The sequence below is a fragment of the Halostella litorea genome (assembly GCF_004785955.1).
Classification (GTDB): domain Archaea; phylum Halobacteriota; class Halobacteria; order Halobacteriales; family Natronoarchaeaceae; genus Halostella; species Halostella litorea.
In genome coordinates this window covers 998,216-1,018,343 of the sequence record NZ_ML214300.1, presented here as the reverse complement: position 1 = coordinate 1,018,343, position 20,128 = coordinate 998,216, and the positions used below count along the sequence as shown (strand labels likewise).

At 72.0% G+C, this 20,128-nt stretch carries 17 protein-coding genes and 1 other RNA gene; 6 read left to right on the top strand and 12 right to left on the bottom strand.

Annotated elements, in window-relative coordinates; genetic code table 11:
* Positions 1-48 precede the first annotated feature (48 nt).
* Both EYW40_RS05290 and EYW40_RS05285 read right to left on the bottom strand, forming a co-directional pair.
* Positions 49-1,338: a dihydroorotase gene (locus tag EYW40_RS05290; protein WP_135820549.1), complete on the bottom strand. Its 1,290-nt coding sequence runs from the start codon at positions 1,336-1,338 to the stop codon at positions 49-51.
* A 39-nt stretch (positions 1,339-1,377) separates the two neighbouring features.
* Positions 1,378-2,055 (bottom strand): lipoate--protein ligase family protein, encoded by a 678-nt coding sequence (locus EYW40_RS05285; protein WP_135820548.1) that lies wholly within the window; start codon positions 2,053-2,055, stop codon positions 1,378-1,380.
* 51 nt (positions 2,056-2,106) lie between these two features.
* Here EYW40_RS05285 and EYW40_RS05280 point away from each other — a divergent pair, with 51 nt between their 5' ends.
* The gene (locus EYW40_RS05280) at positions 2,107-2,958 is read left to right on the top strand and encodes a DUF8155 domain-containing protein (RefSeq protein ID WP_135820547.1); all 852 of its coding nucleotides are present in this window, start codon (positions 2,107-2,109) and stop codon (positions 2,956-2,958) included.
* Here EYW40_RS05280 and EYW40_RS05275 read toward each other — a convergent pair.
* Positions 2,955-3,527, bottom strand: a complete 573-nt coding sequence (locus EYW40_RS05275) for a cysteine hydrolase family protein (protein ID WP_135820546.1) — start codon at positions 3,525-3,527, stop codon at positions 2,955-2,957. The two genes, EYW40_RS05280 and EYW40_RS05275, sit on opposite strands and share 4 nt — an antisense overlap.
* Before the next feature lie 102 nt (positions 3,528-3,629).
* Between EYW40_RS05275 and EYW40_RS05270 the strand changes: the two genes are divergently transcribed.
* The 3 genes from EYW40_RS05270 (at position 3,630) to EYW40_RS05260 (ending at position 7,963) form a co-directional block, all read left to right on the top strand.
* Positions 3,630-5,393 carry an Hvo_1808 family surface protein gene (locus EYW40_RS05270; RefSeq protein WP_135820545.1) on the top strand — a complete coding sequence of 588 codons (1,764 nt, stop codon included), beginning with the start codon at positions 3,630-3,632 and terminating at the stop codon, positions 5,391-5,393.
* A 37-nt stretch (positions 5,394-5,430) separates the two neighbouring features.
* The gene (locus tag EYW40_RS05265; protein WP_135820544.1) at positions 5,431-6,735 is read left to right on the top strand and encodes an Hvo_1808 family surface protein; all 1,305 of its coding nucleotides are present in this window, start codon (positions 5,431-5,433) and stop codon (positions 6,733-6,735) included.
* Between the two features lie 79 nt (positions 6,736-6,814).
* Complete coding sequence (locus tag EYW40_RS05260) at positions 6,815-7,963, top strand: nicotinate phosphoribosyltransferase (RefSeq protein ID WP_135820543.1); 1,149 nt, start codon at positions 6,815-6,817, stop codon at positions 7,961-7,963.
* A gap of 15 nt (positions 7,964-7,978) precedes the next feature.
* Here the strand turns inward: EYW40_RS05260 and EYW40_RS05255 are convergent, their stop codons facing one another.
* Together EYW40_RS05255 and rnpB are read right to left on the bottom strand one after the other, a co-directional pair.
* Positions 7,979-8,749 carry a YihY/virulence factor BrkB family protein gene (locus tag EYW40_RS05255; protein ID WP_135820542.1) on the bottom strand — a complete coding sequence of 257 codons (771 nt, stop codon included), beginning with the start codon at positions 8,747-8,749 and terminating at the stop codon, positions 7,979-7,981.
* Between the two features lie 82 nt (positions 8,750-8,831).
* An RNA gene (rnpB, locus tag EYW40_RS05250) (RNase P RNA component) lies at positions 8,832-9,154 on the bottom strand.
* A gap of 309 nt (positions 9,155-9,463) precedes the next feature.
* On the opposite strand from rnpB, the gene EYW40_RS05245 reads away from it, so the two are divergent.
* Positions 9,464-10,066, top strand: a complete 603-nt coding sequence (locus EYW40_RS05245; protein WP_135820541.1) for a TIGR00296 family protein — start codon at positions 9,464-9,466, stop codon at positions 10,064-10,066.
* A 77-nt stretch (positions 10,067-10,143) separates the two neighbouring features.
* Here EYW40_RS05245 and EYW40_RS19860 read toward each other — a convergent pair whose 3' ends face one another.
* Together EYW40_RS19860 and EYW40_RS05240 are read right to left on the bottom strand one after the other, a co-directional pair.
* Positions 10,144-10,320 (bottom strand): hypothetical protein, encoded by a 177-nt coding sequence (locus EYW40_RS19860; protein WP_202614456.1) that lies wholly within the window; start codon positions 10,318-10,320, stop codon positions 10,144-10,146.
* Position 10,321: 1 nt separating this feature from the next.
* The gene (locus tag EYW40_RS05240) at positions 10,322-11,146 is read right to left on the bottom strand and encodes an amidohydrolase family protein (RefSeq protein ID WP_135820540.1); all 825 of its coding nucleotides are present in this window, start codon (positions 11,144-11,146) and stop codon (positions 10,322-10,324) included.
* A 205-nt stretch (positions 11,147-11,351) separates the two neighbouring features.
* Between EYW40_RS05240 and thsA the strand changes: the two genes are divergently transcribed.
* The gene (gene thsA, locus EYW40_RS05235; protein ID WP_135820635.1) at positions 11,352-12,896 is read left to right on the top strand and encodes a thermosome subunit alpha; all 1,545 of its coding nucleotides are present in this window, start codon (positions 11,352-11,354) and stop codon (positions 12,894-12,896) included.
* 232 nt (positions 12,897-13,128) lie between these two features.
* Here the strand turns inward: thsA and EYW40_RS05230 are convergent, their stop codons facing one another.
* The 5 genes from EYW40_RS05230 to EYW40_RS05210 all read right to left on the bottom strand — a co-directional run bounded on the left by EYW40_RS05230 (position 13,129) and on the right by EYW40_RS05210 (position 19,999).
* A complete protein-coding gene (locus EYW40_RS05230; RefSeq protein WP_135820539.1) occupies positions 13,129-14,448 on the bottom strand; it encodes a PKD domain-containing protein in 1,320 nt (439 codons plus the stop codon).
* A complete protein-coding gene (locus EYW40_RS05225) occupies positions 14,445-15,437 on the bottom strand; it encodes a CARDB domain-containing protein (protein WP_135820538.1) in 993 nt (330 codons plus the stop codon). The genes EYW40_RS05230 and EYW40_RS05225 overlap by 4 nt, the downstream gene beginning before the upstream one ends.
* Positions 15,438-15,440: 3 nt before the next feature.
* Entirely contained in the window at positions 15,441-18,608 is a 3,168-nt protein-coding gene (locus EYW40_RS05220; protein WP_135820537.1) for a PKD domain-containing protein, read from the bottom strand.
* Between the two features lie 72 nt (positions 18,609-18,680).
* On the bottom strand, positions 18,681-19,481 hold the full coding sequence (locus tag EYW40_RS05215; protein WP_135820536.1) for an SAM hydrolase/SAM-dependent halogenase family protein: 801 nt from the start codon (positions 19,479-19,481) through the stop codon (positions 18,681-18,683).
* Entirely contained in the window at positions 19,481-19,999 is a 519-nt protein-coding gene (locus tag EYW40_RS05210) for a nicotinamide-nucleotide adenylyltransferase (RefSeq protein WP_135820535.1), read from the bottom strand. Before EYW40_RS05210 ends, EYW40_RS05215 begins: the two co-directional genes overlap by 1 nt.
* Positions 20,000-20,128: the final 129 nt, after the last annotated feature.

Sequence of the window (20,128 nt, the reverse complement as noted above, 5' to 3'; positions counted from 1 at the left end):
CGCGATAGCGCGACACGCCGCCGCGGGTCCCCCAGTGTCGCCTGCCCGCTAGCCGCGCACGTTCTCCCCGTCGGCGTCCCCGAACCGCTCGCCCTCGCGGGCGTCGTACACGACCTCGCCGCGGAGCAGGGTTAGCTCCGGGAACACGGCCGTCCGTCCCTCGAACGGCGTCCACCCGCACTTCGAGTGCAACTCCTCGCCGCGGACCGGCCGGGCGTCATCGGGGTCGAACAGGACCAGGTCGGCGTCCCGCCCGGCTTCGATCCGACCCTTGTTCGGCAGGCCGAAGATCGCGGCCGGGTTGGCCGCCACGAGGTCCCGCACGCGCTCGTAGGAGAGCCGGCCCTGCCGGGCCTCTTCGAGCAGCAGCGGGAGCATCGTCTCCACGCCGGGGACGCCGCTGGGCGCGTCACGGATCCCCGCGTCCTTCTCCGCGCGGGTGTGGGGCGCGTGGTCGGTGGCGACCACGTCGACGGTGCCGTCGGCGACGCGCTCGTACACCGCCTCGCGCCGGTCCTCGCTCCGGAGCGGCGGGTTCATCCGGCCGAACGTCCCGAGGCCGTCGAGGTCGTCCCGCGAGAGGAAGAGGTGGTGCGGCGTCACCTCGCAGGTCGCGCCGGCCTCGCTGGCGGCGTCGATCCCCGCTGGCGTGCTGGTGTGAGCGATGTGCAGGTCGGCGTCGGCGTCCGCCCCGACCTCGACGGCGCGCTCGACGGCGGCGGCCTCGGCCGCGGCGGTCCGGTAGGCCGACCACGCGTCGGCGTCCGCGTCGCGGCCGGTGCCGTCGCCGGCCCGCTCCAGCGCGCCCGCGTCGAACAGTTCGGCGTCCTCCGCGTGGACCGTCACCGGCACGTCGGCCTCGCTCGCCCGCGCGACGGCGTCGGCGAACCGGTCGGCGTCGATCCCCATGTCGCCGGTCGAGTCCGCGAGGAACACCTCGCCGAGCGCGAACAGCGGCCGCTCGAACAGCGAGTCGGGGTCCCAATCCGGCGACACGCCGCCGTTGATCCCGTAGTCCACGTGGGATTCGCGGGCGAGCGCCGCCTTCTCGTCGAACGCCGCCCCGGTCACCGTCGCCGGGTCGGTGTTGGGCTGGTCGACGACGGTCGTCACCCCGCCTGCTGCGGCGCTTTTGCTCCCGGTCGTCCACGTCTCCTTGTGCGGGAACCCCGGCTCCCGGAAGTGGACGTGGGCGTCGACCGCGCCGGGGAACAGCCGCTTTCCGGTCGCGTCAACGTCGGGTTCGCCCAGCCCCGTCTCGACCGCGGCGATGGTCCCGTCCTCGATGCGCACGTCGCGTTCCCGCCCGTCCGGCAGGGTCGCCGACCCGATGATCATACGGCCCACTCCGCGGGGCGTGTCGGTAAGTCCCCCGGATCAGTCCACGCGCTCGACGGCGGCGTCGCGGTCGCCGACGAACGCGCCCTCGATGGCTGCCCGAACCGGTTCCGGCTCCGCGGGGCCGCCCGCGGCGGCGACGCTCCCGACCGAATCCGGGTCGAACGGGACGCCGAGCGCGCCGTACACGTCGGTCAGCACGGTGGCCAGTTCCTCGCGGTCGGTCACGATCACGACGCCCGCGACGAGCGCGGCGTCCTGCCGGACGCGCTGGGCGATGCCGACGAGTTTCCCGTCGCTCCGGAGCGAGTGCGTGCCGGGACAGAACGCGTCGGCCGGTTCGCCGCGCTCGGCGTCGACGCCGACGCTTCGGAGCGCCCGCTGGACCGCCGCCGTGGCGCGCTCGTAGCGTTCGTCGATCCCCCCGCGGAGGTCAGCGACGGGTTCGGCGAGCGCGAAGGCGAGCGTCGACCCCGCGTACGCGACGGCGCGGCCCCCCACGTCGCGCTCGACCGGCTGGAACCCCCGATCCGCAGCCGCGGCCCGCGCGGCGTCGTAGCCGTCCGCGCGGGCGTCGCGCCGGCCGAACGCCACCTGGCGGTGCGGCGTCCAGACACGCAGGGCGGGCTCGCCATCCTCGCCAGTCGTCGACAGCATCCGCGCCGTCGCGTCGCGGTCGGCGTCGACCGTCGCCGCGCGGCCCCGGAGTACGCGCATACCGGCCCCTGAACCCGAGACGACAAAACGCCTCGGTCCCAACGGCGGACGATGGCCGTCACGCTGTCGGTGCCACTCGACTCACCGTACCCCCGGTTCTCGCTGTACAACTCCCCGTACGCGGCCCACGACCGCGGCCGCGCAGTCGACCTCTACCCGGCGACGAACGACGCGCCGAGCCCGGTCGCCGGCGAGGTGGTCGACACCCGGACGGTGACCGCGCCGGGGAAGCCGTACGCCGTCGAGCACGACCACCTGATCCTGATCGCCGTCGACGAGGCCGCTTCGCCCGTCGAGCGCCCGGACGGCGACGGCCCCGTCGCCCGCGTCCTCCACGTCGACCCGGCCGTCGAGGCGGGCGACCGTGTCGCCGTGGGCGAGTCGCTCGGTGAGATGGTCCGGTCGGGCTTTTTCGCGCCGTGGGTCGACAACCACCTCCACGTGGGCTTCCGCGACCCCGACGCGAACCCGTACCGGGCGTCGGGGTCGCTCTCGCTCGACGTCGCCGCGGACGTGCGACCGCTGGCGTGGGACGGGACCGGAATCGTCGTCGAGACGGGGGAGACGTACGCCGTCCTCGACTCGCCCGCCCATCCCGCCCCCGGCGCGTACTACGCGGGGATCCGCGCCGGCGGCGGCGTCCTTGACGGCGGCCTCCCGCACTACGCCGGCGGCGGGCTGCTCGGGGACCGCTCGGACGGGCCAGTGTCGCTGCTTGGCACGCGGGTCGGCGTCGCGGACGGGCGGACGGTCGCCTGGGACGACGTGGCGGTGACGGCGAACGGCGACCGGGTTATCGGGCTCTCGCTGTTCCTCGGGCGGGACCGCGCGGGCGCGAAGATCGTCTGTCCCGACGCGGATCTGTCGGTCGGGGACTGCGTCAGCGTCGCCGTTCGCGACTAGTCGAACGCGACCGCGTCGAGCGGTTCGACCTCGCCGAACAGCCACTCGGCGTGGTCCAGGGCGTACTCGCGGTGGTCCTCCTCGATGAAGCCGACGGCGTCCTCGACCAGTACCGGCCGGTAGTCCCGGAGGCCGGCGCTGCCGGCGGTGTGGAGGACGCAGACGTTCGCCAGCGTCCCGCAGATCACGAGGTCGTCGACGCCGTGGCTGTCGAGGTGGCCCTCCAGGTCCGTCCGGTAGAACGCGTCGTACGTGTGTTTCGTGACGACGTGGTCGTCCTCGGCGACGTGCAGGCCCTCGACGATCTCGGCCTCCCAGGACCCCTCCACGACGTGCTCGCCCCAGCGGTCGAACTCGTCGTAGTAGTGGGCGTCCTCGAACTGCTCCGGGGGGTGGACGTCGCGGGTGAACACGACGGACGCCCCGGCGTCGCGGGCGCGCCCGAGCAGGTCGTCGATCGGGTCGATGACGTCCTCGCTGGCGGGGGCGTACAGGCTCCCGTCGGGGTGGGCGAAGCCGTTCTGCATGTCCACGACCACGACCGCGGTGGAGTCGGGATCGAGTCGCATGGCCGACCGTACGCGTTCGGGTGGAAAACCGTTTGGGCCGCCCCCGGGTCGGGTCGGCTTTCCGATCTTTTTTACACTCCCGCACCAACCGTCGACTATCGTATGCGAGCGATACCCACAGCCCTGATCGTTGCGATGGTCGCCCTCTCCGCGGTGGTGCCCGCTGCGGCGGCGGCCGACGCGTCGGACCGGCCGACCGTCGAGCGAACCGCCCCGGACCGGCCGGCCGCCACGCAGGCAACGGCCGCACAGGAGGCAAACGACACCGCACCGGCCGACCCCGACGAAGACGTGATCGGCTGGGAGAACGGCCACTGGTACAACGAGAGCGTCGACGTGGTCCGGAGCGACGGCCTGAACGACACCGAACTCGACGCCGTCGTCGCCCGCGGGATGGCCCGCGTCGAGCGGGTACGCGGGCTGGAGTTCGAGCGGACGGTCCCGGTCGACGTGATCTCCCGCGACCAGTACCGCGAGGAGAACGCGGGACAGTTCACCAACCTCACCGACGCACAGGCCCGCCACGAGAACGTGAAGTGGGAGGGCACGCTGATGGTCGGCGAGGACACGGACGCGGTGGCCGCCCAGGAGAGCCTGTACGGCTCCAGCGTCGGCGGCTACTACAGCCCTTCCGAGGGGCGGATCGTGGTCGTCTCGGAGAACACGACTTCCCCCGAGATGGACGAGATCACCCTCTCGCAGGAGCTGTTCCACGCCCTCCAGGACCAGCAGTTCAACATCTCCGGCTACAACCAGTCGACGCGGGAACTCCACAACGCCCGCGACGGGATCATCGAGGGCGACGGGAACTACGTCGACTACCTGTACGAACAGCGCTGTGAGTCCGAGTGGGACTGCCTGATGCCGAGCGGCGGCCAGAGCAGCGCCGGCGACGTCCACCTCGGCATCTACCTCACCATCTTCCAGCCGTACAGCGACGGCCCGTCGTTCGTCGAGGGGATCTACGAGAGCGAGGGCTGGGACGGCGTCAACGCCGTCTACGGCGACCCGCCCGCGAGCACCGAGCAGGTGATCCACCCCGAGAAGTACCGCGAGGACGCGCCGACGAACGTCTCCGTCGCCGACCCGCCGAGCGACGAGTGGGAGCGCCTGGCGATCGAGAACGGCATCGACTACGCTAGCTTCGGCGAGGCCGGCATCTTCTCGATGATGCTGTACCCGACCTACGACAGCAACGGGGCGACCCAGATCGTTCAGGTCCAGAACTTCATCAACCGCGGGAGCGACGGCCAGCCGAACACGCTCGACCCGTACAACTACTCCCACCCCTACAGCGACGGCTGGGACGGCGACAAACTCGTCCCGTTCGTCAGCGACGACGCCGCCGAGAACGAGACGGCGTACGTCTGGAACACGACGTGGGACTCCGAGGCGGAAGCCACGGAGTTCGTCGAGGGCTACCGGCAGGTGCTGGAGTACCGCGACGCCGAGGCGGTCGAGGGGTACGACGGCGTCTACCGGATCCCCGACGAGGCGGCCTTCGGCGACGCGTTCGCGGTCCTGCAGGACGGCGACACCGTCACCATCGTGAACGCGCCGACGCTGGACCAGCTAGACGCGGTCCACGCCGACGCCCCCGACGTGACCGGGTACGACACGGGCGACGAGGAAGACGGCAACGATTCCGGCTCGGACACCGAATCCGGGAGCGGCGACTCGGATAGTGACTCCGATAGCGATGATTCTGATTCAGACGACAGTGACTCCGACTCGGATAACGACTCCGAGAGCGACGACTCAGGTTCGGATAGCGGCCCCGACTCCGGCGGTCAGCCCGGCTTCGGCGTCGGCGCGGCCGTCGCCGGCCTGCTCGCCGCCCTGCTGCTGGCCCGGCGGCACGCGTAGGCCAACGGTTATCCTCCCCGCCCCCTTTCTTCCGACGATGCGCGTCCGCGTCCTCGTCGTCGCCTGCCTGCTCGTGACCGCCGGCTGTGCTCTGCCCGGCGGGCGGGACACGCCGGCGGGCCACGACGAGGACCCCCTCGGCTGGGAGGACGGCCGCTGGTACGACGACGGCGTCGACGTCGACGCGAGCGACGGCCTCGACGAGCGGGAACTGGAGGCGGTCACCGCCCGCGCGAAGGCCCGCGTCGAACGGATCCGCGGGCTGGAGTTCGAGGGCGACGTGTCCGTCGAGGTGATCTCCCGCGCGGAGTTCCGGGAGCGCGGCGGGCTGGGGCGGTCGTACTCCGCCCACGACGACCAGGTGTGGGAGGCGGCGCTGCTCGTCGGCGAGGACACGACCGCGCAGGCCGCGTTCGGCGAGGTGTACGGCGGCTCCGTCGCGGGCTACTACTCGGGCGGCCGGATCGTCGTCGTCGCGGACGACCCCGACGTGGCGGCCGTCTCCCGGGAGACGCTCGTGCACGAACTGGTCCACGCGCTCCAGGCCCAGCACCTCCGGCTGGGCGGGTCGGCGTCGTCGGTCGACGGGCGGCGCGCCGCCACGGCGCTGGTCGAGGGCGACGCGAACTACGTGATGGACCGCTACGAGGAGCGTTGCGGGAGCGAGTGGGACTGCATCGAGCGGGCCCAGCGGGGGTCGTCCTCGCGGTCGTACAACCGCGGGCTGTTCGTCGCCACGTTCCTCCCGTACTCCGACGGGCCGGAACTCGTTTCCGACCTGCGCGAGCGCGGCGGCTGGGACGCCGTCGACGGCGCGTACGACGACATGCCCGCGAGCACGGAGCAGGTTATCCACCCCGAGCGCTACCCGGACGAGAAGCCGGTCGACGTGACGGTGCCCGACCGCTCGGCCGACGGCTGGGAGCGGTTCGGCGGGACGGAGACGCTAGGCGAGGCGACGCTGTACGCGACGTTCCGGCACAACGGCGTGATCCCCGAGGACCACCTGACGAGCGACGCCCGGCGGTACAACTACTCGCACCCGATCACGGACGGCTGGGCGGGCGATACGGTGGTCCCGTACCGCTCGGGCGGCGAGTTCGGCTACGTGTTCGAGAGCGAGTGGGACACCGTCGCCGACGCCCGCGAGTTCGCCGGGGCGTACCGCGACCTGCTCGGCGAGCGCGACGCGACGGCGGTCGGCGACGGCGTCTACCGCGTCCCGGAAGACGACGCGTTCGGCGACGCGTTCCGGGTGGTCCGCGAGGGCCGGACCGTCCGCGTGGTGAACGCGCCGACGGTCGACGACCTCCCGGCGGTCCACGCGGAACGGGCCGGCTAGACGGGTCGGCGCGAGCCGTCCCGCCGGGGACGCGGGTCGGACCGGATAGCTTTTTCGCGAGCGCCGGGAACGTGCCGGTATGACGAACCCCTTCGACACGGTGTCGGCCGACGCGATCCTCGACGGGACCGCGACGGACGCCTACTTCGAGCGCACCGAGCGGACGCTCGAACACGCCGGCAGGAACCCCCGCGTCGTGGCGGAGGTGACCTGCGACCAGTTCCCGACCGGCGAGTTCCAGGCGTTCGCGGGCGTCGAGGACGCCGCACAGCTGTTCGAGGGTCGCGACGTCGACGTGGACGCGCTCCGCGAGGGGCGGCTGTTCGACGGCGGGCCGGTCCTCCGTATCGAGGGGCCGTACCTGGAGTTCGCCCGCTTCGAGACGTCGCTGCTTGGCTTCCTCTCGGGGGCCAGCGCCTTCACCACGAACGCGCTCCGGGCGCGCAAGGCGGCCCCCGAGTCGCTCGTGCTCTCCTTCGGCGCGCGCCACGTCCACCCGGCGATCACGCCGGTCGTCGAGCGCGCCGGCCTGGTCGCCGGGCTCGACGGGTTCTCCCACGTCGCCGCCGGGGAGGTGCTGGGCCGGGAGGCCGGCGGCACGATGCCCCACGCGCTGATGATCTGCTTCGGCCGGGGCAATCAGGAGGCCGCGTGGGCGGCGTTCGACGAGGCCGTCGGCGAGGACGTGCCCCGCGTCGCGCTCTGTGACACGTTCACCGACGAGAAGGACGAGACGATCCGCGCGGCCGAGACGCTCGGCGACGCCCTGGACAGCGTCCGCCTCGACACCACCGGCTCGCGGCGCGGCGACTTCCGGCACATCGTCCGGGAGGTGCGCTGGGAGCTGGACGCCCGCGGCCACGAGGACGTGGGGATCTTCCTGTCGGGCGGGCTGACGCCCGAGTCCCTGCGGAACCTCCGCGACGTGGCCGACGGCTTCGGGATCGGCGGCTACGTGACCGACGCCGACCCGTTCGACTTCGGGCTGGACATCGTGGCCGTCGACGGCGAGCCGGTCGCCAAGCGCGGGAAGCTCTCCGGGACGAAGCAGGTGTACCGCACGCCCGACGGCCGCCACCACGTCGGCCTGGCGGCGGCGGACGCGCCCGCCGACGCCGAACCGCTGCTGGAGCCGCTCGTCCGCGACGGCGAGATCGTCCGCGAGTTCGACATCGACGAGGCGGCGGCCCGCGCCCGGGCGGACGTCGAGGCGGTCGGGTTCGAGTGAGCCGCCGGCCGCGGGTCAGCCGGGCCGTCCGGGCTGTCTGACGGCGTTTACCGCCGCGCCGAGCAGGACGACGATGCTCGCGAAGTACAGCCACGTGACGAACAGCAACACGCCGCCGATGTAGCCGTAGGCCTCGTACGTCCCGGCGTTGGCGGCGTACAGGCGGAACCCGAGCTGGAGGAGCACCCAGCCGACGGCGGCGACCACCGTCCCCGGCAGCACCTCCCGGACCGTCACCTCGTCCGGCGGGAGCACGTAGTACAGCGGCAGGAAGGCCAGCGCGAGGACGGCGACCAGCGCGAGCGTCCCCAGCACGTTGACGTACGGGATCCGGAGGTCGATCACCCTGAGCGCCAGCGCGACGGCGACCACCAGCGTCGCGGCCGCGCCGACGGCGACGACGACGACGAGCGCGTCGCGGACCTGTTCGGCCAGCCCCGGCTGCTGCTCGTCGCCGTACACCTCGTCGAACGCGATGTCGAGTCCCCGGAACAGCTTCAGGCCGCTCCAGGTCAGCGCGACGAGGCTCACGACCGACGCGCCGACCCGGCCCTCGGCGTTGGTCAGCGCCTCGGTCACGACCTGCTGCCCGGACCCGGACAGGTACTGGCCGGCCAGCGAGACGACGCGGTCGGCGAAGGCCTGCCCGCCGACGGCCGAGGCGACGACGAGCGCGAGCAGCATGAGCGGGATCAGCGAGACGAACGCGTAGTAGGCGATGCTCGCCGCGAGGAAGGTGAGGTTCCGTTCCCGGACGAGCCCCGCCACGGAGCGAGCGGTCGACACGTCCGACGTACGACGTCAAGGGGGTCGTTCGTTCGGCCTCGCGGCGGCCGGCGCAGCCGCTGGACGCGTGTAGCTGGCAGAGAGGAGTAAGCCCCCTTCTGTTCGGCCCGACATTCGGCTGAGCGTCCGCGCCACCCCGAAGGGTTCGCCGGGCTACCTGTCGCGCGGACTTGCACCGGCGAGGTTTCGCCGTTCCACCGCTCCTCCGTCGTCGGCGTGGTCACGGAGTGACCGCGCGTCCCTCGGCGGGTCAGCTCCCCTCCCTCGCGGTCGGGTTCGCGCGCCTCATCGGTCGGACGGAGACGTGTCGTTTCTGTTCCAGAGCCAGCGGTCTCCCGCTCCGGACTTGCGCCCGGTCGCCCGCCCGGCGGTGGGGGGACTTTCCTCGCGGTCGCGGGGCGTCCCGGGGGGACCGCCCCGCGTGGCACGCGCGGCCCGTCGCCGGGCCGCGCGCCGCGGCAGTCAGGCTCTCTCTACCGGCCGATCGTACTCCGTTCGCGCGGTTAAGTCGTTCGGTCGGATCGCCACATGCCGCGCCGGTAAGACCGTCTTACGCCGGGTAACGTCGCCTTTCGGCCGCCGGCGCGGTGCTTGCGAGGTACGTACCAGTCCGAGGCCGAATACCAACGTTTCGGAGCCGCTTCCCCGGGAACGAATCCAGTTTCGACCGTTCGAAGGGAAGGGTTGAAGGCCGTCTACCCCTTTGGAAGGTGTATGTCTCAGGTACAGAGCGTCGATCTCTCGTACGAAGACGGCGCGCGAGCGGTGGAACTGGCGCGGGAAGCCGTCGAGTCGTACGTTCGAAACGGTCAACGCGAGCAGCCGGGAAGCATGCGCGACGCGTTCTACGCCCGTACCGGCGCGTTCGTCCGTCTCGAATCGACGCGAGGGCGGGGGAGTCTCCGGGGCTGCTCCGGCGGGTATCAGGGCAACGACCAACTCGGCCACGTCATCGTCGACTCGGCGATCCGCGCGGCCAGCGACGACTCCTGTGGCTCCGAGGTGACGCCCGCCGAGCTGTCGAACCTCACTGTCTCGGTCTGTGCCGTCTGTAACGTCGTCCTCACGGACGACCCCGTCGCGGACATGGAACTCGGCACACACGGCGTCGCCGTCGACGCCGGCGGCAAGAGCGGCTGGCTCTACCCGACCGTCCCGGTCGAGAACGACTGGTCCGAGGCCGAGTACCTCGCGCGCGTCTGCCGCAAGGCCGGCCTCCCCCCGAACGCCTGGCAGGACGACGACGTGATGGTGAACCTGTTCGAGGGGCAGATCTTCCGCGAGCGCGAACCCGAAGGGAGCACCGAGGAACTGTAGGGACGCTTCTCCGATCGACGCTGCGGCCGTCACAGCGACGGCTCAAGCGGCAGGTCCACCCGGTGATGCCCTCCGCGTCAGTCCTCGGCCGCGTCGTCCGACTCGCCGCCCGTCCCGCCGTCACCGGACGTGTCGGCCTCGGCGGTCCGCGGGTCAGCGTACTCCCGACCGAAAAAGCCCCGAAGCGCCATCGTGGTCCCGATGTACGACGCGGCGACGAGAAACAGGAACCCGACGACGAACTCCCAGACCATCCTATCGCTCGCCCTCCGGCGCGAGTGCGTCTATCACGCGCGCGGCGTTCTTCGAGAACGCCCGGCGCATCTTGTCCTCGGAGACGTCCAGCGTGAGTAGCTCCATGACGCCGACGTTCGGGTGGGCCGACGGCGCGCCGCTGCCGAACATGACCCGGTCGGGGTGTTCGAGCAGGGCGCGCTCCAGTTGTTCGCGGTAGCGGACGAAGCTCGTGTCGAGGTAGTAGTCGTCGAACTCGCCAAGCAGGTCGATCGCATCGTCCATCAGTCCGCGGTCGAGCGGGTGGCCGCCGAAGTGCGCGAGGACCACGGGGAACGAGCGGTCCAGCAGGGCGTCGGCGACGACGTCCGGCGGACAGGACGCGCCGCCGTGGACCAGCACCGGCAGCCCGACGTCGTCGAGTTCGTCGAGCACCCCCTCGTCGGGCAGGCCGTCCGTGGCGGGGTTTATCTTGAAGCCGTAGAAGCGGTCGTCGTAGGCGTACTGCTCCACGTCCTCCGGGGAGGTGTGGCTGTCGTCGCGGGACGCCGTCAGGTTACGGAGCCGCGCGCCGGCGGACTCGCCGGGCGTCCGCGGGCCGTTGATGCGGGCGAAGGCGACGAACGGGCGCTCGACGGAGAGCCGGGCGACGGCGTTGTTCGACTGCAGGTAGCTCCGGCCGTCGCCGGAGCCCGGGAACACGACCGAGCGGACGACGCCGGCCTGGTGCATCTCGCGCTCCAGCTTGTCCGGCGAGATGGCCCGGCCGCGGACGGCCGAGACGTCGTCCGGGTTCAGCCGCGCGTGCACGTCGACCACGCGGAACCGGTGTTCCAGCTCCAGCATTTCGTGGACGTTCCCGGTCGCGGTATTTCTGGATATCGGTTCCTCCGGGGCGGGGCGCCCGCGGCCGTCGTCACGCCCGCCCCGACGATTGCTTGCGGTTCGCCCGCCCGGGACCACCAATATTTATATAGAACCGCAAACGATTCGTAGGCGAGGATTCACCATGGCAGACTCGAACCCACAGCAGCGCATGGGCGGACAGCCGATGTTCGTACTCTCGGAGGACAGCCAGCGAACACACGGGAAGGACGCCCAGCAGTCCAACATCTCGGCCGGGAAGGCGGTCAACGAGGCCGTCCGGACGACGCTCGGCCCCCGCGGGATGGACAAGATGCTCGTCTCCGACTCCGGCGACGTCGTCATCACGAACGACGGCGCGACGATCCTCCAGGAGATGGACATCGAACACCCCGCCGCCGAGATGATAGTCGAGGTCGCCGAGTCCCAGGAGGAGGAGGTCGGCGACGGCACCACGACCGCCGCCGTGCTCGCGGGCCAGCTCCTCGCCAAGGCCGAGAGCCTGCTGGAGGACGACGTCCACCCGACGACGATCGTCGAGGGGTACCACGCCGCCGCCGAGGTGGCCGTCGACGCCGTCCAGGACCAGGCCGTCGACGCGGACGTTGACGACGACCTGCTCGCCCAGGTCGCCGAGTCCAGCATGACCGGCAAGGGCACCGGCGGCGTCGCCGCCGAGGCGCTGGCCCGGACGGTCGTCGACGCCGTGGCCCACGCCCGGACGGACGACGGCGTCGACCGCGACGCGGTCACCGTCCACACGCGCGTCGGCGCGAGTTCGACGGCGACCGAACTCGTCGAGGGGATCGTCCTCGACGAGGACCCGGCCAACGACGGGATGCCCCGCGCGGTCGAGGACGCGACGATCGCCGTCCTCGACGTGGACCTGGAGGTCAACACGGGCGACGTCGACGCCGAGTACTCCGTCGACTCCGTCGACCAGCTGACCACCGCCATGGAGTCCGAGGAGCGCGAGCTCCGCGAGTACGCCGAGACGCTCGACGACGCGGGCGTCGACGTCGCCTTCACGACCGGCGACCTCGACGACCGGGTCGCCTCCTACCTCTCGAAGCGCGGGATCCTCGCCTTCTCCGGCGTCGACGACGACGACGCGAAGGGGATCGCCCGGGCGACGGGCGCGGCCCGCGTCGGCGCGCTCGACGACCTGGCGGACGACGACTTCGGCAGCGCGGACCGCGTCCGCACCGAGGCGTTCGGCGACGACGAACTGGCGTTCGTCGAGGGCGGCGCGGCCGCCGAATCCGTCACGCTGTTCGTCCGCGGCGGCACCGAACACGTCGCCGACGAACTGGAACGGGCCGTCAACGACGCGCTCGACGTCGTCATCGCCGCCGCCGAGACGGGGCAGGTCGTCCCCGGCGCGGGGGCCAGCGAGATCGCGGCCGCCGACGCGGTCCGCGACGCCGCGACCGGCACGGAGGGCCGCGAGCAACTCGCCGTCGAGGCGTTCGCCGACGCGCTCGACGTGCTCCCGCGCACGCTGGCCGAGAACGCGGGCATGGACCCGATCGACGCCCTCGTCGACCTCCGGGCCGCCTACGACGCCGAGGGCCGCGCGGGCCTCATCACCGACGGCCAGTCCGGCGAGGTCGGCGACCCCGTCGAGCACGGCATCGTCGACCCCGTGGCCGTCAAGCGCGAGGCCATCCAGTCGGCCACCGAGGCCGCGACGATGATCGCCCGCATCGACGACGTCATCTCCGCGGAGTGACGCGGTAACCGCCTCCGCCCGTCCGCGACTTTTACCTCCGTCGGCGTCGCCGGGACCGCGCTGTTTTTCCCGCTGTTGCTGTCACCTCTACGTCGACCGGCGCGGCGCGTTCGTGACGGTGGTGGCCGTCGCGACGCTGGTCGTCGTGGCCGAACTCGCGTACTTCGAACGGCGCTCCCTCCTGGAGGGGGTCCGGCGCGTCGAGAAGCGCGCGTAACGGGTCGCCGGCCGCTCACCTGTCGTCCAGTTCCGATCCGCAGTCCGGACAGAACTCCAGGGTCGGCAGGTCGTACTCCGCGAGCGCCGCCCCGCAGTGTGGGCAGTACGCCGGGGACTCGATGGTCCCCTCGGGCTCGGTGCCGGCCCCGGATTCCGGTCCGCTGTCGGGAGCGGCAGCGCTCGGCGGGTCGGCGTCGCCGCCGCTCGGCGGTGCGGGGTCGTCGTTCGGCCGCGATTCCGCGGCGGTGGCTCCGCCGCCGACGTGCCGGTCCGGCTCCCCACGGGCCACCCGCCCAGTTCCACCCGCGGCCTGCCTACCGTTCGCCGCCCGCCGCTCGCGACCGGCGCGTTCCCGCGACGCGGACCGGTCGTCCGGCGGCGCGTCCTCGTCTGTCGGTCCGGGATCCCCGCTCCGCGACGGCCCGCTCGCCGCGCCCGGGTCGGAGCCGTCGGCGGGAGCCGCGTCGTCGCCGTCGTCGCCGCCGACGAGGTACCAGCCGGCGAACAGGACGAGCAGCGCCGCGCCCGCGGCCCCCAGGAGGAGCGGCGCGTTCTCCAGGTCGAACGGCGACCCGTCGTGGGCGGCGGCCGCCGCCGCAGTCGTGTTCCCGTCGCCGTCGTCGTCGCCGCTACCGTCGGTCGTCGCCGCGCGCACCTGGACGTCGCGCACCTGCATCGCCTTCGCCCCGTCGTCGTCGGTGACCTGCAGTTCGACCGCCCGCTCCCCGGGCTCCTCGAAGGCGTGTTCGACCGTCGCGCCGGTCGCCTCGTAGCTGCCGTCGCCGTCGAGGTCCCACTCGTAGCGTTCGATCGTCCCGTCAGGGTCCGACGACCCGGAACCGTCAAGCGTCACCGCCTCCCCGACGGTCGCCTCGGTGGGCGCGTCGACCGACGCCTCCGGGGCCCGGTTCGGGGGCACCACGTCCACCGTGACGCTCCGGCGAGTCTCGGTGTCCCCGCTCGCGGCCCGGACGGTGAACTCGTAGGCGTCGGTCGGGGCCGCCTCGTCGACCGCGACAACGTACGTCGCCGTCACCGTCCCGCCGGCCGGCACCGGGTCGGTCCAGAAGACGGAGTTGCGGTTCGCGGCGACGGAGCCGTTCGGCGACCGGATCTCGGCGACGGTCAGCGAGTCGGGGACCCCTTCGACCCGGACGCCCATCGCGTCCGACGGCCGGTCCCCGTCGTTCGTCACGGCGACCGTGACCTCGACGGTGCCTCCCGGGGTCGTCTCGCCCGGGTCGGACACCGAGAGGGCGATCGGCACGGTCGCGGCGGCGGCCGGGACCGCGAGCAGCAGGGCGACGGCCACGACGGCGAACGCCCGTCTCATGACCCCCGCCGGTTGTACGCGGCGATGACGCCGACCACGTCGGCGAAGTCGAGGGTCATCCCGTCGGTCTCGGGGACCGGTTCGTCCTGGTTGTAGAGGCTGATCGCGGTGACGACGCCGTCGAACGTCACCTCGCCCTCCGGCCCGGCGATGGCCTCGACCGGCGTGGCCGGCTCCCCGGCTTCCTCGCGCACGACCACCGTGGTCTCGCCGCTGGAGACGCCGCCGCTCTCGGAGTCGACCCGGAAGTCGAGGGAGTACTCCCCGGGCCTCGTCGCAAGCACCGTGAACTCGACGTCGCGGCGCTGGCCGGGTTCGACCGGGACCGGCCCACGCCGGTCCGGGCTGGCGACCAACCCGTCCTCGGCCTCGACGGTCACCGTCACGTCCCCGGCGCGGCGGTCGCCGACGTTCTCGACGGTGGCCGCGACGGCGAACTCCTCGTCGACGGCCCGCTCGGTCGCGGCCCCGTCGATCGCGACGACCTCGACGCTGGCGGGGAGCGTCGTCGATTCGAGCGTCTCGGCGACGCTCTCGGCCGACGACTGTAGATCCCGCTCCTTGCCCTGGAGCGTGTCGGCCGCGTCGGTGACGTCGCCGGTATCGGCCGACCGGTCCTCCAGATACGTCGTCGCGGCCCCGAGGAAGCCGGCCCTGTCGAGGCTCGTCTCGGTCGCGTTCTCGATGTGTGCCTGCAACGCCGCCAGCGTCTCCCGGTCCGGGTCGTCCTCCTCGCGGGTCAGCGCCGCCTGTTCGACGGACGACCGCTCCTCCGGTCTGCGCTCCTGTATCCGGCCCTCGATCCGTCTCAGGAGCGTCTCGGCCTGCGCGTCGTCGCCGCGCTCAACCGCCGTCCGGAACTCGTCGAGCAGTTCCGGAAGCGGCGGGCTGGCCTCGGTGATCGCCCGCTGGGCGTCGAGCGCCGTCTCGATGTCTCCGGTTCGGATCGCCTCGGCGAGTCGGTCGTGGTGGTGTGGGATGTCCGTCATCTGTTACCCCGGCGTCCAGCCGTCGACGCGGTGTTCGCCGGCGAGCGCGCTGTCGACGACCTCCGCGTGTATCTTGCGTGCGATCAGGATCGCGGTGCCGGTCGCGCCGACCGCGAAGCTCTCCACGAGCAGGCTGAAGATGCTCGACAGCAGCGAGACGAGCGCCTGCAGGGCCTGGAGGCCGTAGTCGGCCCAGGAGTCCGCTTCGCCGATGTCGGCGACCGAGTCGACGACGTTGAAGTCGCCGAGGTCCTGCTTCAGCGTGTCGAGGTCCGACGCGATGCTCTCGAAGTTCCGTTTGACGGTGGCGACGGCGTCGTCGCGGGCCCGTTCGACCGCGGCCGTGCTCCCCGGGAGCCCGCCCGCCACGCTGTCGGGCTGGAACCCGCTGTGTAACTGGATCTGTTCCTTCCAGATGCTGGTTCCGAACGCGATGTCCCCGAGCGACTCCGGCGGCGACGACATCGACAGCGGGGCGACGCGGGAGAACTCGACGGTGGCGCGGACGATCCCCTCGACGACGTCCGCGAGGCTCTCTATCGCCTCGGCGATGAGGTCGGCCGTCGCCGCCGCCCCCGCGGCGATGTCGCCCCAGAGGTTCCGGCACTCCGATTTCGCCTCCGTGCGTGCTTCGGTCCGGCCGTCGTCGGCCGGGAGCATGTTCGTAAACAGGTAGTCGACCCCGTCGGCGATCGTCTCCCCGGCCGTGTACAGCAGGCCGCTCGCCAGCACTCCGGACGCCATCGACGCGAGCTTCTCGCCGATGGCGATCTTGAACAGCAGGAGCTTGATCCCCGCGCTACACACCGACTCCGCGAGCCGCCGGGCGAACCGCAGCCCGGTGGTGTCGTTGCCGGGACCTATCGCCTCCAGCACGCCGTGGGTCGCCTCCTCGCCGATACGCAGCCGGCGGACGGCCTCGTTGCCCGCGCCCGGGCTGATCTCCCCGGTGGCGGCCGCCGTCTCCAGTTCGCCGATCGTGTACGCCGCGAGCTCCCGGTCGCCGGCAACCTCCGTCAGCGGGTCGAGCGTGGAGAGGACCGAGTCGTCGTCGATCGACTCCGCGAGGTCGAGCTTCTCCGAGCGCCGGCTGCGGAACGTCGCGCCGACGTTTACCTCCCGCCGGGCGACGCCCTTCAGCCCGTCGTCGTCCGTGATCCGCAGGGACACCTCCGTCGACTCGGCCGTCTCGAACCGGTGGGCCACTCGCTGGCCGCGGCTCTCGTACTCCCCGTCGCCGTCGAGGTCCCACTCGTAGGTCGCGACCGTTCCGTCGGGGTCGGTGGAGCCGGACGCGTCGAACGTGACCTCCTCGCCGAGCGCCGGCTCGGCGGTCGAGACCGAGATGTCCGGCTCCGGCCCCTGTAGCTCGGCGACGGACACGGTCCGGGTCACGTCGTCCGTCGCGCCGGCGTCGTCGGCCACCCGGAGCGTGACCGCGTGGTCGCCCGCCTCGCCGAACGCGTGGTCGACGGTTCGGCCGGTCGCCTCGTAGCTGCCGTCGCCGTCGAGGTCCCACTCGTAGGTCGCGACCGTCCCGTCCGGGTCCGTCGACCCGGACGCGTCGAGGGTGACCCGCTCGTCGACCGCCGGGTCGGCCGGGGCGTAGTCGAACGCCGCGGACGGCGGCTCGTTCGCCGTCGCGACGCCGACGGTCCCGGTCGCGGTGTCGGTCGCGCCGTCGTCGTCCGTGACCCGCAGCGTCACGTCGTACGTCCCCGCCGAGTCGTACGTCACGCCGACCGCCTGACCCCCCGTCTCGTAGCTGCCGTCGCCGTCGACGTCCCACTCGTAGCTGGCGATGCTGCCGTCGGGATCGCTCGCGGGGCTGCCGTCGAGGGTCACTCGCTCGCCGACCGCCGGGTCCGACGGCGAGACGGTGAAGTCGGCGGTGGGGCCGGCGTTGCCCTCGCCGACCGGGACCGTCCGCTGGGCTGTGTCGTGGCTCCCGTCGTCGTCCTCGACTGCGAGCGTCACCGTGTACTCCCCGGCCGACTCGTACGTGTGGCGGACGACCTCGCCGCGCACGTCCGCGGTGCCGCTCCCGTTGAGGTCCCAGTTGTACGCCTGAACCGTCCCGTCGGGGTCGGCGGACGGGCCGGCGTCGAACGTCACCTTGTCGCCCACGGCGGGGTCCGACGGCGAGTAGGTGAACGCGGCGTCCGGCTGGCTGTTGGCCCCGCTGACCGGGACCGTCCGGGTCGTCGTGTCCTGGTTCCCGGCGTCGTCGGTCACCCGGAGCGTCACGTCGTAGTCGACGTCGTCGGTGAACCGGTGGTCGACGGTCCGCCCCGTAACGTCGAACGAGCCGTCCCCGGTGAAGTCCCACTCGTAGCTCGCGATGCTGCCGTCGGGGTCCTCGGAGCCGCCGGCGTCGAACTGCACCGTCTCGTCCGTCACCGGCTCCGAGGGCGAGAAGGTGAACGCCGCCGACGGCCCGCCGCCGTCGCCGGTCGTCAGCACCACGTCGTCCCAGTACACCGTGAACTCGCCGCTGGACAGCGTGAGCCACGAGATGTCGTTCTCGAAGTCGGTGACCGGCCGGGTCGCCGACCCGCGCTCCTCGCCGTCGACGGCGAAGCTGAGGCTGACCCCCGTGTCCGTCCGGTCGTAGGTGAACTCCAGGGTCTGCCACTGTCCGGTCTCGTACGGCCCGAGGTCGGTGCCGCCGGGGCCGACCAGCCGGCCGTCGAGGCCGAACTGGACCAGCCGCCAGCCGTCGCCGTCGTCCCACGACTCGGCGCTCGTCCCGAGGCCGACGTCCCCGCGGTTGTCGTGGCAGCCGACCTCGCCGTTCGTCGTCGGGTACACCGAGAGCCGCAGCGTCGCGGAGCCGGACTCCGGCAGCTCTATCGGCGCGTTCGCGATCGCCTCCCAGCAGCTGCCCGAACTGCCTGTCAGCCGCAGCGCCCTGCTGCCGCTGGCTGTCGGCGCGTCGACGACCTGTTGGTCGGTGTTTCCGTTCTTCTTCCACCCGTTCGGGTAGTCGCCGACCGCGTAGTCCTCGAACCCCTCCGAGAGCGTCGCCGCGTCCCGTCCGGCGGCGGTCCCCGCGCCCCCGACGACCCCGACGCCCAGCGACCCCGCAGCGGACTTGAGCACCGTCCGCCGACGTACCGGCAGCGTCCCCTCGCTACCGGCGTCTCCCGGCGGCGGCTGTTCGGATCCCATAGATGTTCGATACCTAATGTTGGCCGATGAAAATGTTAACGGCCGAGACAGAATACTGCGACGGTGCGTGCGCTAGAGTTCCAGCCGCACCGCGTCCCCCGGCTCCACGCCGAACGCCTCGTCGCCGCGCCCGCGATTCACGTCGAGTTCGACGTTGCCGTGGCTGCCGACGGTGACGAGCCACTGCCCCTCCGGCACCGCGGCGAACGTCTCGCCGACGGGGACCGACTGGCCGTTCACGGTCACGGCGTCCAGCGCGGCCACCACGTCCCCGGGGACGTTCGTGATGGCGTTGCCGAAGCCGTCGACGACGAGCACCTCGCCGACGACGGCGTCGTCCTCGACGGTCGGGTCGGGGAAGGTCAGGTCCTTGACCCCGTCGACGGGCGTCAGCCGGTCCAGCGAGCCGAGGTCGGCGACGCCGGCCTCGTGGACCGCGGCGGCGGCCGGGGCGAACACGTCGCGGCCGTGGAACGTGTTGCTCCTGCGTCGCGGCTCCGCCGCTTCGCCCGCCGCGGGGCGTGGCACCTCGGCCGCGTCCTCGTCGATGGCGAACCACTCGACGGCGCCGCCGCCGGCGAGTTTCCGTGCCGCCGGCACCAGCACGCCGTTGTCCGGCCCGACGAGCGCGTGGCCGCCGGCGCGGGCGACGACGGCGGCGCGGTCCGTGCCGACGCCGGGGTCGACGACGGCGAGGTGGACGGCCGGCGGGAACCACGGGAGCACCTCGCGGAGCCAGAACGCCGCCGCGCGCACGTCCTGCCGCGGCAAGTCGTGGGCGACGTCGACCAGGCGGGCGTCGCTCTCGTTCAGGATCACGCCCTTCATCGCCGCGGGGTACGGCGAGCCGAAGTCGGTGGCGAGCGTGATCATCACTCGCCGTTGCTGTCGCTCTCGCTGACCCGCTGGATGCGCTCGATCCCGCCGATCTCTTGGATGACCTCGACGACGGGGTCCGGCACCAGCGGCTGCCAGTTGGTGCCCTTGATCATGCGCTCGCGGACCTCCGTCCCCTCCAGGACGTCGCGGTTGAACATCGGCGACTGGCGCACCTCCACGCCGGCCTCGTTGAACAGCTGGATCACGAGGGGGTTGTTCGAGTAGGCGACGTCGAAGTCGGGGCTCATGCTCTGGACGTGGCTCACCCACACGGAGTTGCGGTCCAGGTCCTCGATGGGGACGGCGTAGGTCACGAGGTCGACGTCGACCAGCGCCTTCGTCACCATCATGATCCGCTCGCCCGCGGTGAAGGGGTCGTGCTTGCTGTGGGAGTCCCCGGCGCTCCCGATGCCGAGGACGAGTTCGTCGACGTCCTCGGCGATAGCCTGTACCATGTTGCGGTGGCCGTTGTGGAAGGGCTGGAACCTGCCGATGTAGAAGCCCCGTTGCATCGTTCGTACCTGGGACCTGTCTGTTTATAAGGGTGGCGAGTCCGGGGGTTCGGGGAGATCGGGGGCTACAGTTACTGTACTGGTGTTTCTAGGCGTATGGGAGATCGGGAAAGCAGGGAGAAAGTATAT

Bases quoted from the DNA above. Each gene is read 5' to 3' on its own strand.
- EYW40_RS05260 (WP_135820543.1), top strand. From the start codon at position 6,815: ATGACGAACCCCTTCGACACGGTGTCGGCCGACGCGATCCTCGACGGG.
- EYW40_RS05240 (WP_135820540.1), bottom strand. From the start codon at position 11,146: ATGCTGGAGCTGGAACACCGGTTCCGCGTGGTCGACGTGCACGCGCGG.
- EYW40_RS05245 (WP_135820541.1), top strand. From the start codon at position 9,464: ATGTCTCAGGTACAGAGCGTCGATCTCTCGTACGAAGACGGCGCGCGA.
- EYW40_RS05275 (WP_135820546.1), bottom strand. From the start codon at position 3,527: ATGCGACTCGATCCCGACTCCACCGCGGTCGTGGTCGTGGACATGCAG.
- EYW40_RS05290 (WP_135820549.1), bottom strand. From the start codon at position 1,338: ATGATCATCGGGTCGGCGACCCTGCCGGACGGGCGGGAACGCGACGTG.
- EYW40_RS05225 (WP_135820538.1), bottom strand. From the start codon at position 15,437: ATGACGGACATCCCACACCACCACGACCGACTCGCCGAGGCGATCCGA.
- EYW40_RS05270 (WP_135820545.1), top strand. From the start codon at position 3,630: ATGCGAGCGATACCCACAGCCCTGATCGTTGCGATGGTCGCCCTCTCC.
- EYW40_RS05265 (WP_135820544.1), top strand. From the start codon at position 5,431: ATGCGCGTCCGCGTCCTCGTCGTCGCCTGCCTGCTCGTGACCGCCGGC.
- thsA (WP_135820635.1), top strand. From the start codon at position 11,352: ATGTTCGTACTCTCGGAGGACAGCCAGCGAACACACGGGAAGGACGCC.
- EYW40_RS05220 (WP_135820537.1), bottom strand. From the start codon at position 18,608: ATGGGATCCGAACAGCCGCCGCCGGGAGACGCCGGTAGCGAGGGGACG.
- EYW40_RS05280 (WP_135820547.1), top strand. From the start codon at position 2,107: ATGGCCGTCACGCTGTCGGTGCCACTCGACTCACCGTACCCCCGGTTC.
- EYW40_RS19860 (WP_202614456.1), bottom strand. From the start codon at position 10,320: ATGGTCTGGGAGTTCGTCGTCGGGTTCCTGTTTCTCGTCGCCGCGTCG.
- EYW40_RS05215 (WP_135820536.1), bottom strand. From the start codon at position 19,481: ATGATCACGCTCGCCACCGACTTCGGCTCGCCGTACCCCGCGGCGATG.
- EYW40_RS05210 (WP_135820535.1), bottom strand. From the start codon at position 19,999: ATGCAACGGGGCTTCTACATCGGCAGGTTCCAGCCCTTCCACAACGGC.
- EYW40_RS05230 (WP_135820539.1), bottom strand. From the start codon at position 14,448: ATGAGACGGGCGTTCGCCGTCGTGGCCGTCGCCCTGCTGCTCGCGGTC.
- EYW40_RS05285 (WP_135820548.1), bottom strand. From the start codon at position 2,055: ATGCGCGTACTCCGGGGCCGCGCGGCGACGGTCGACGCCGACCGCGAC.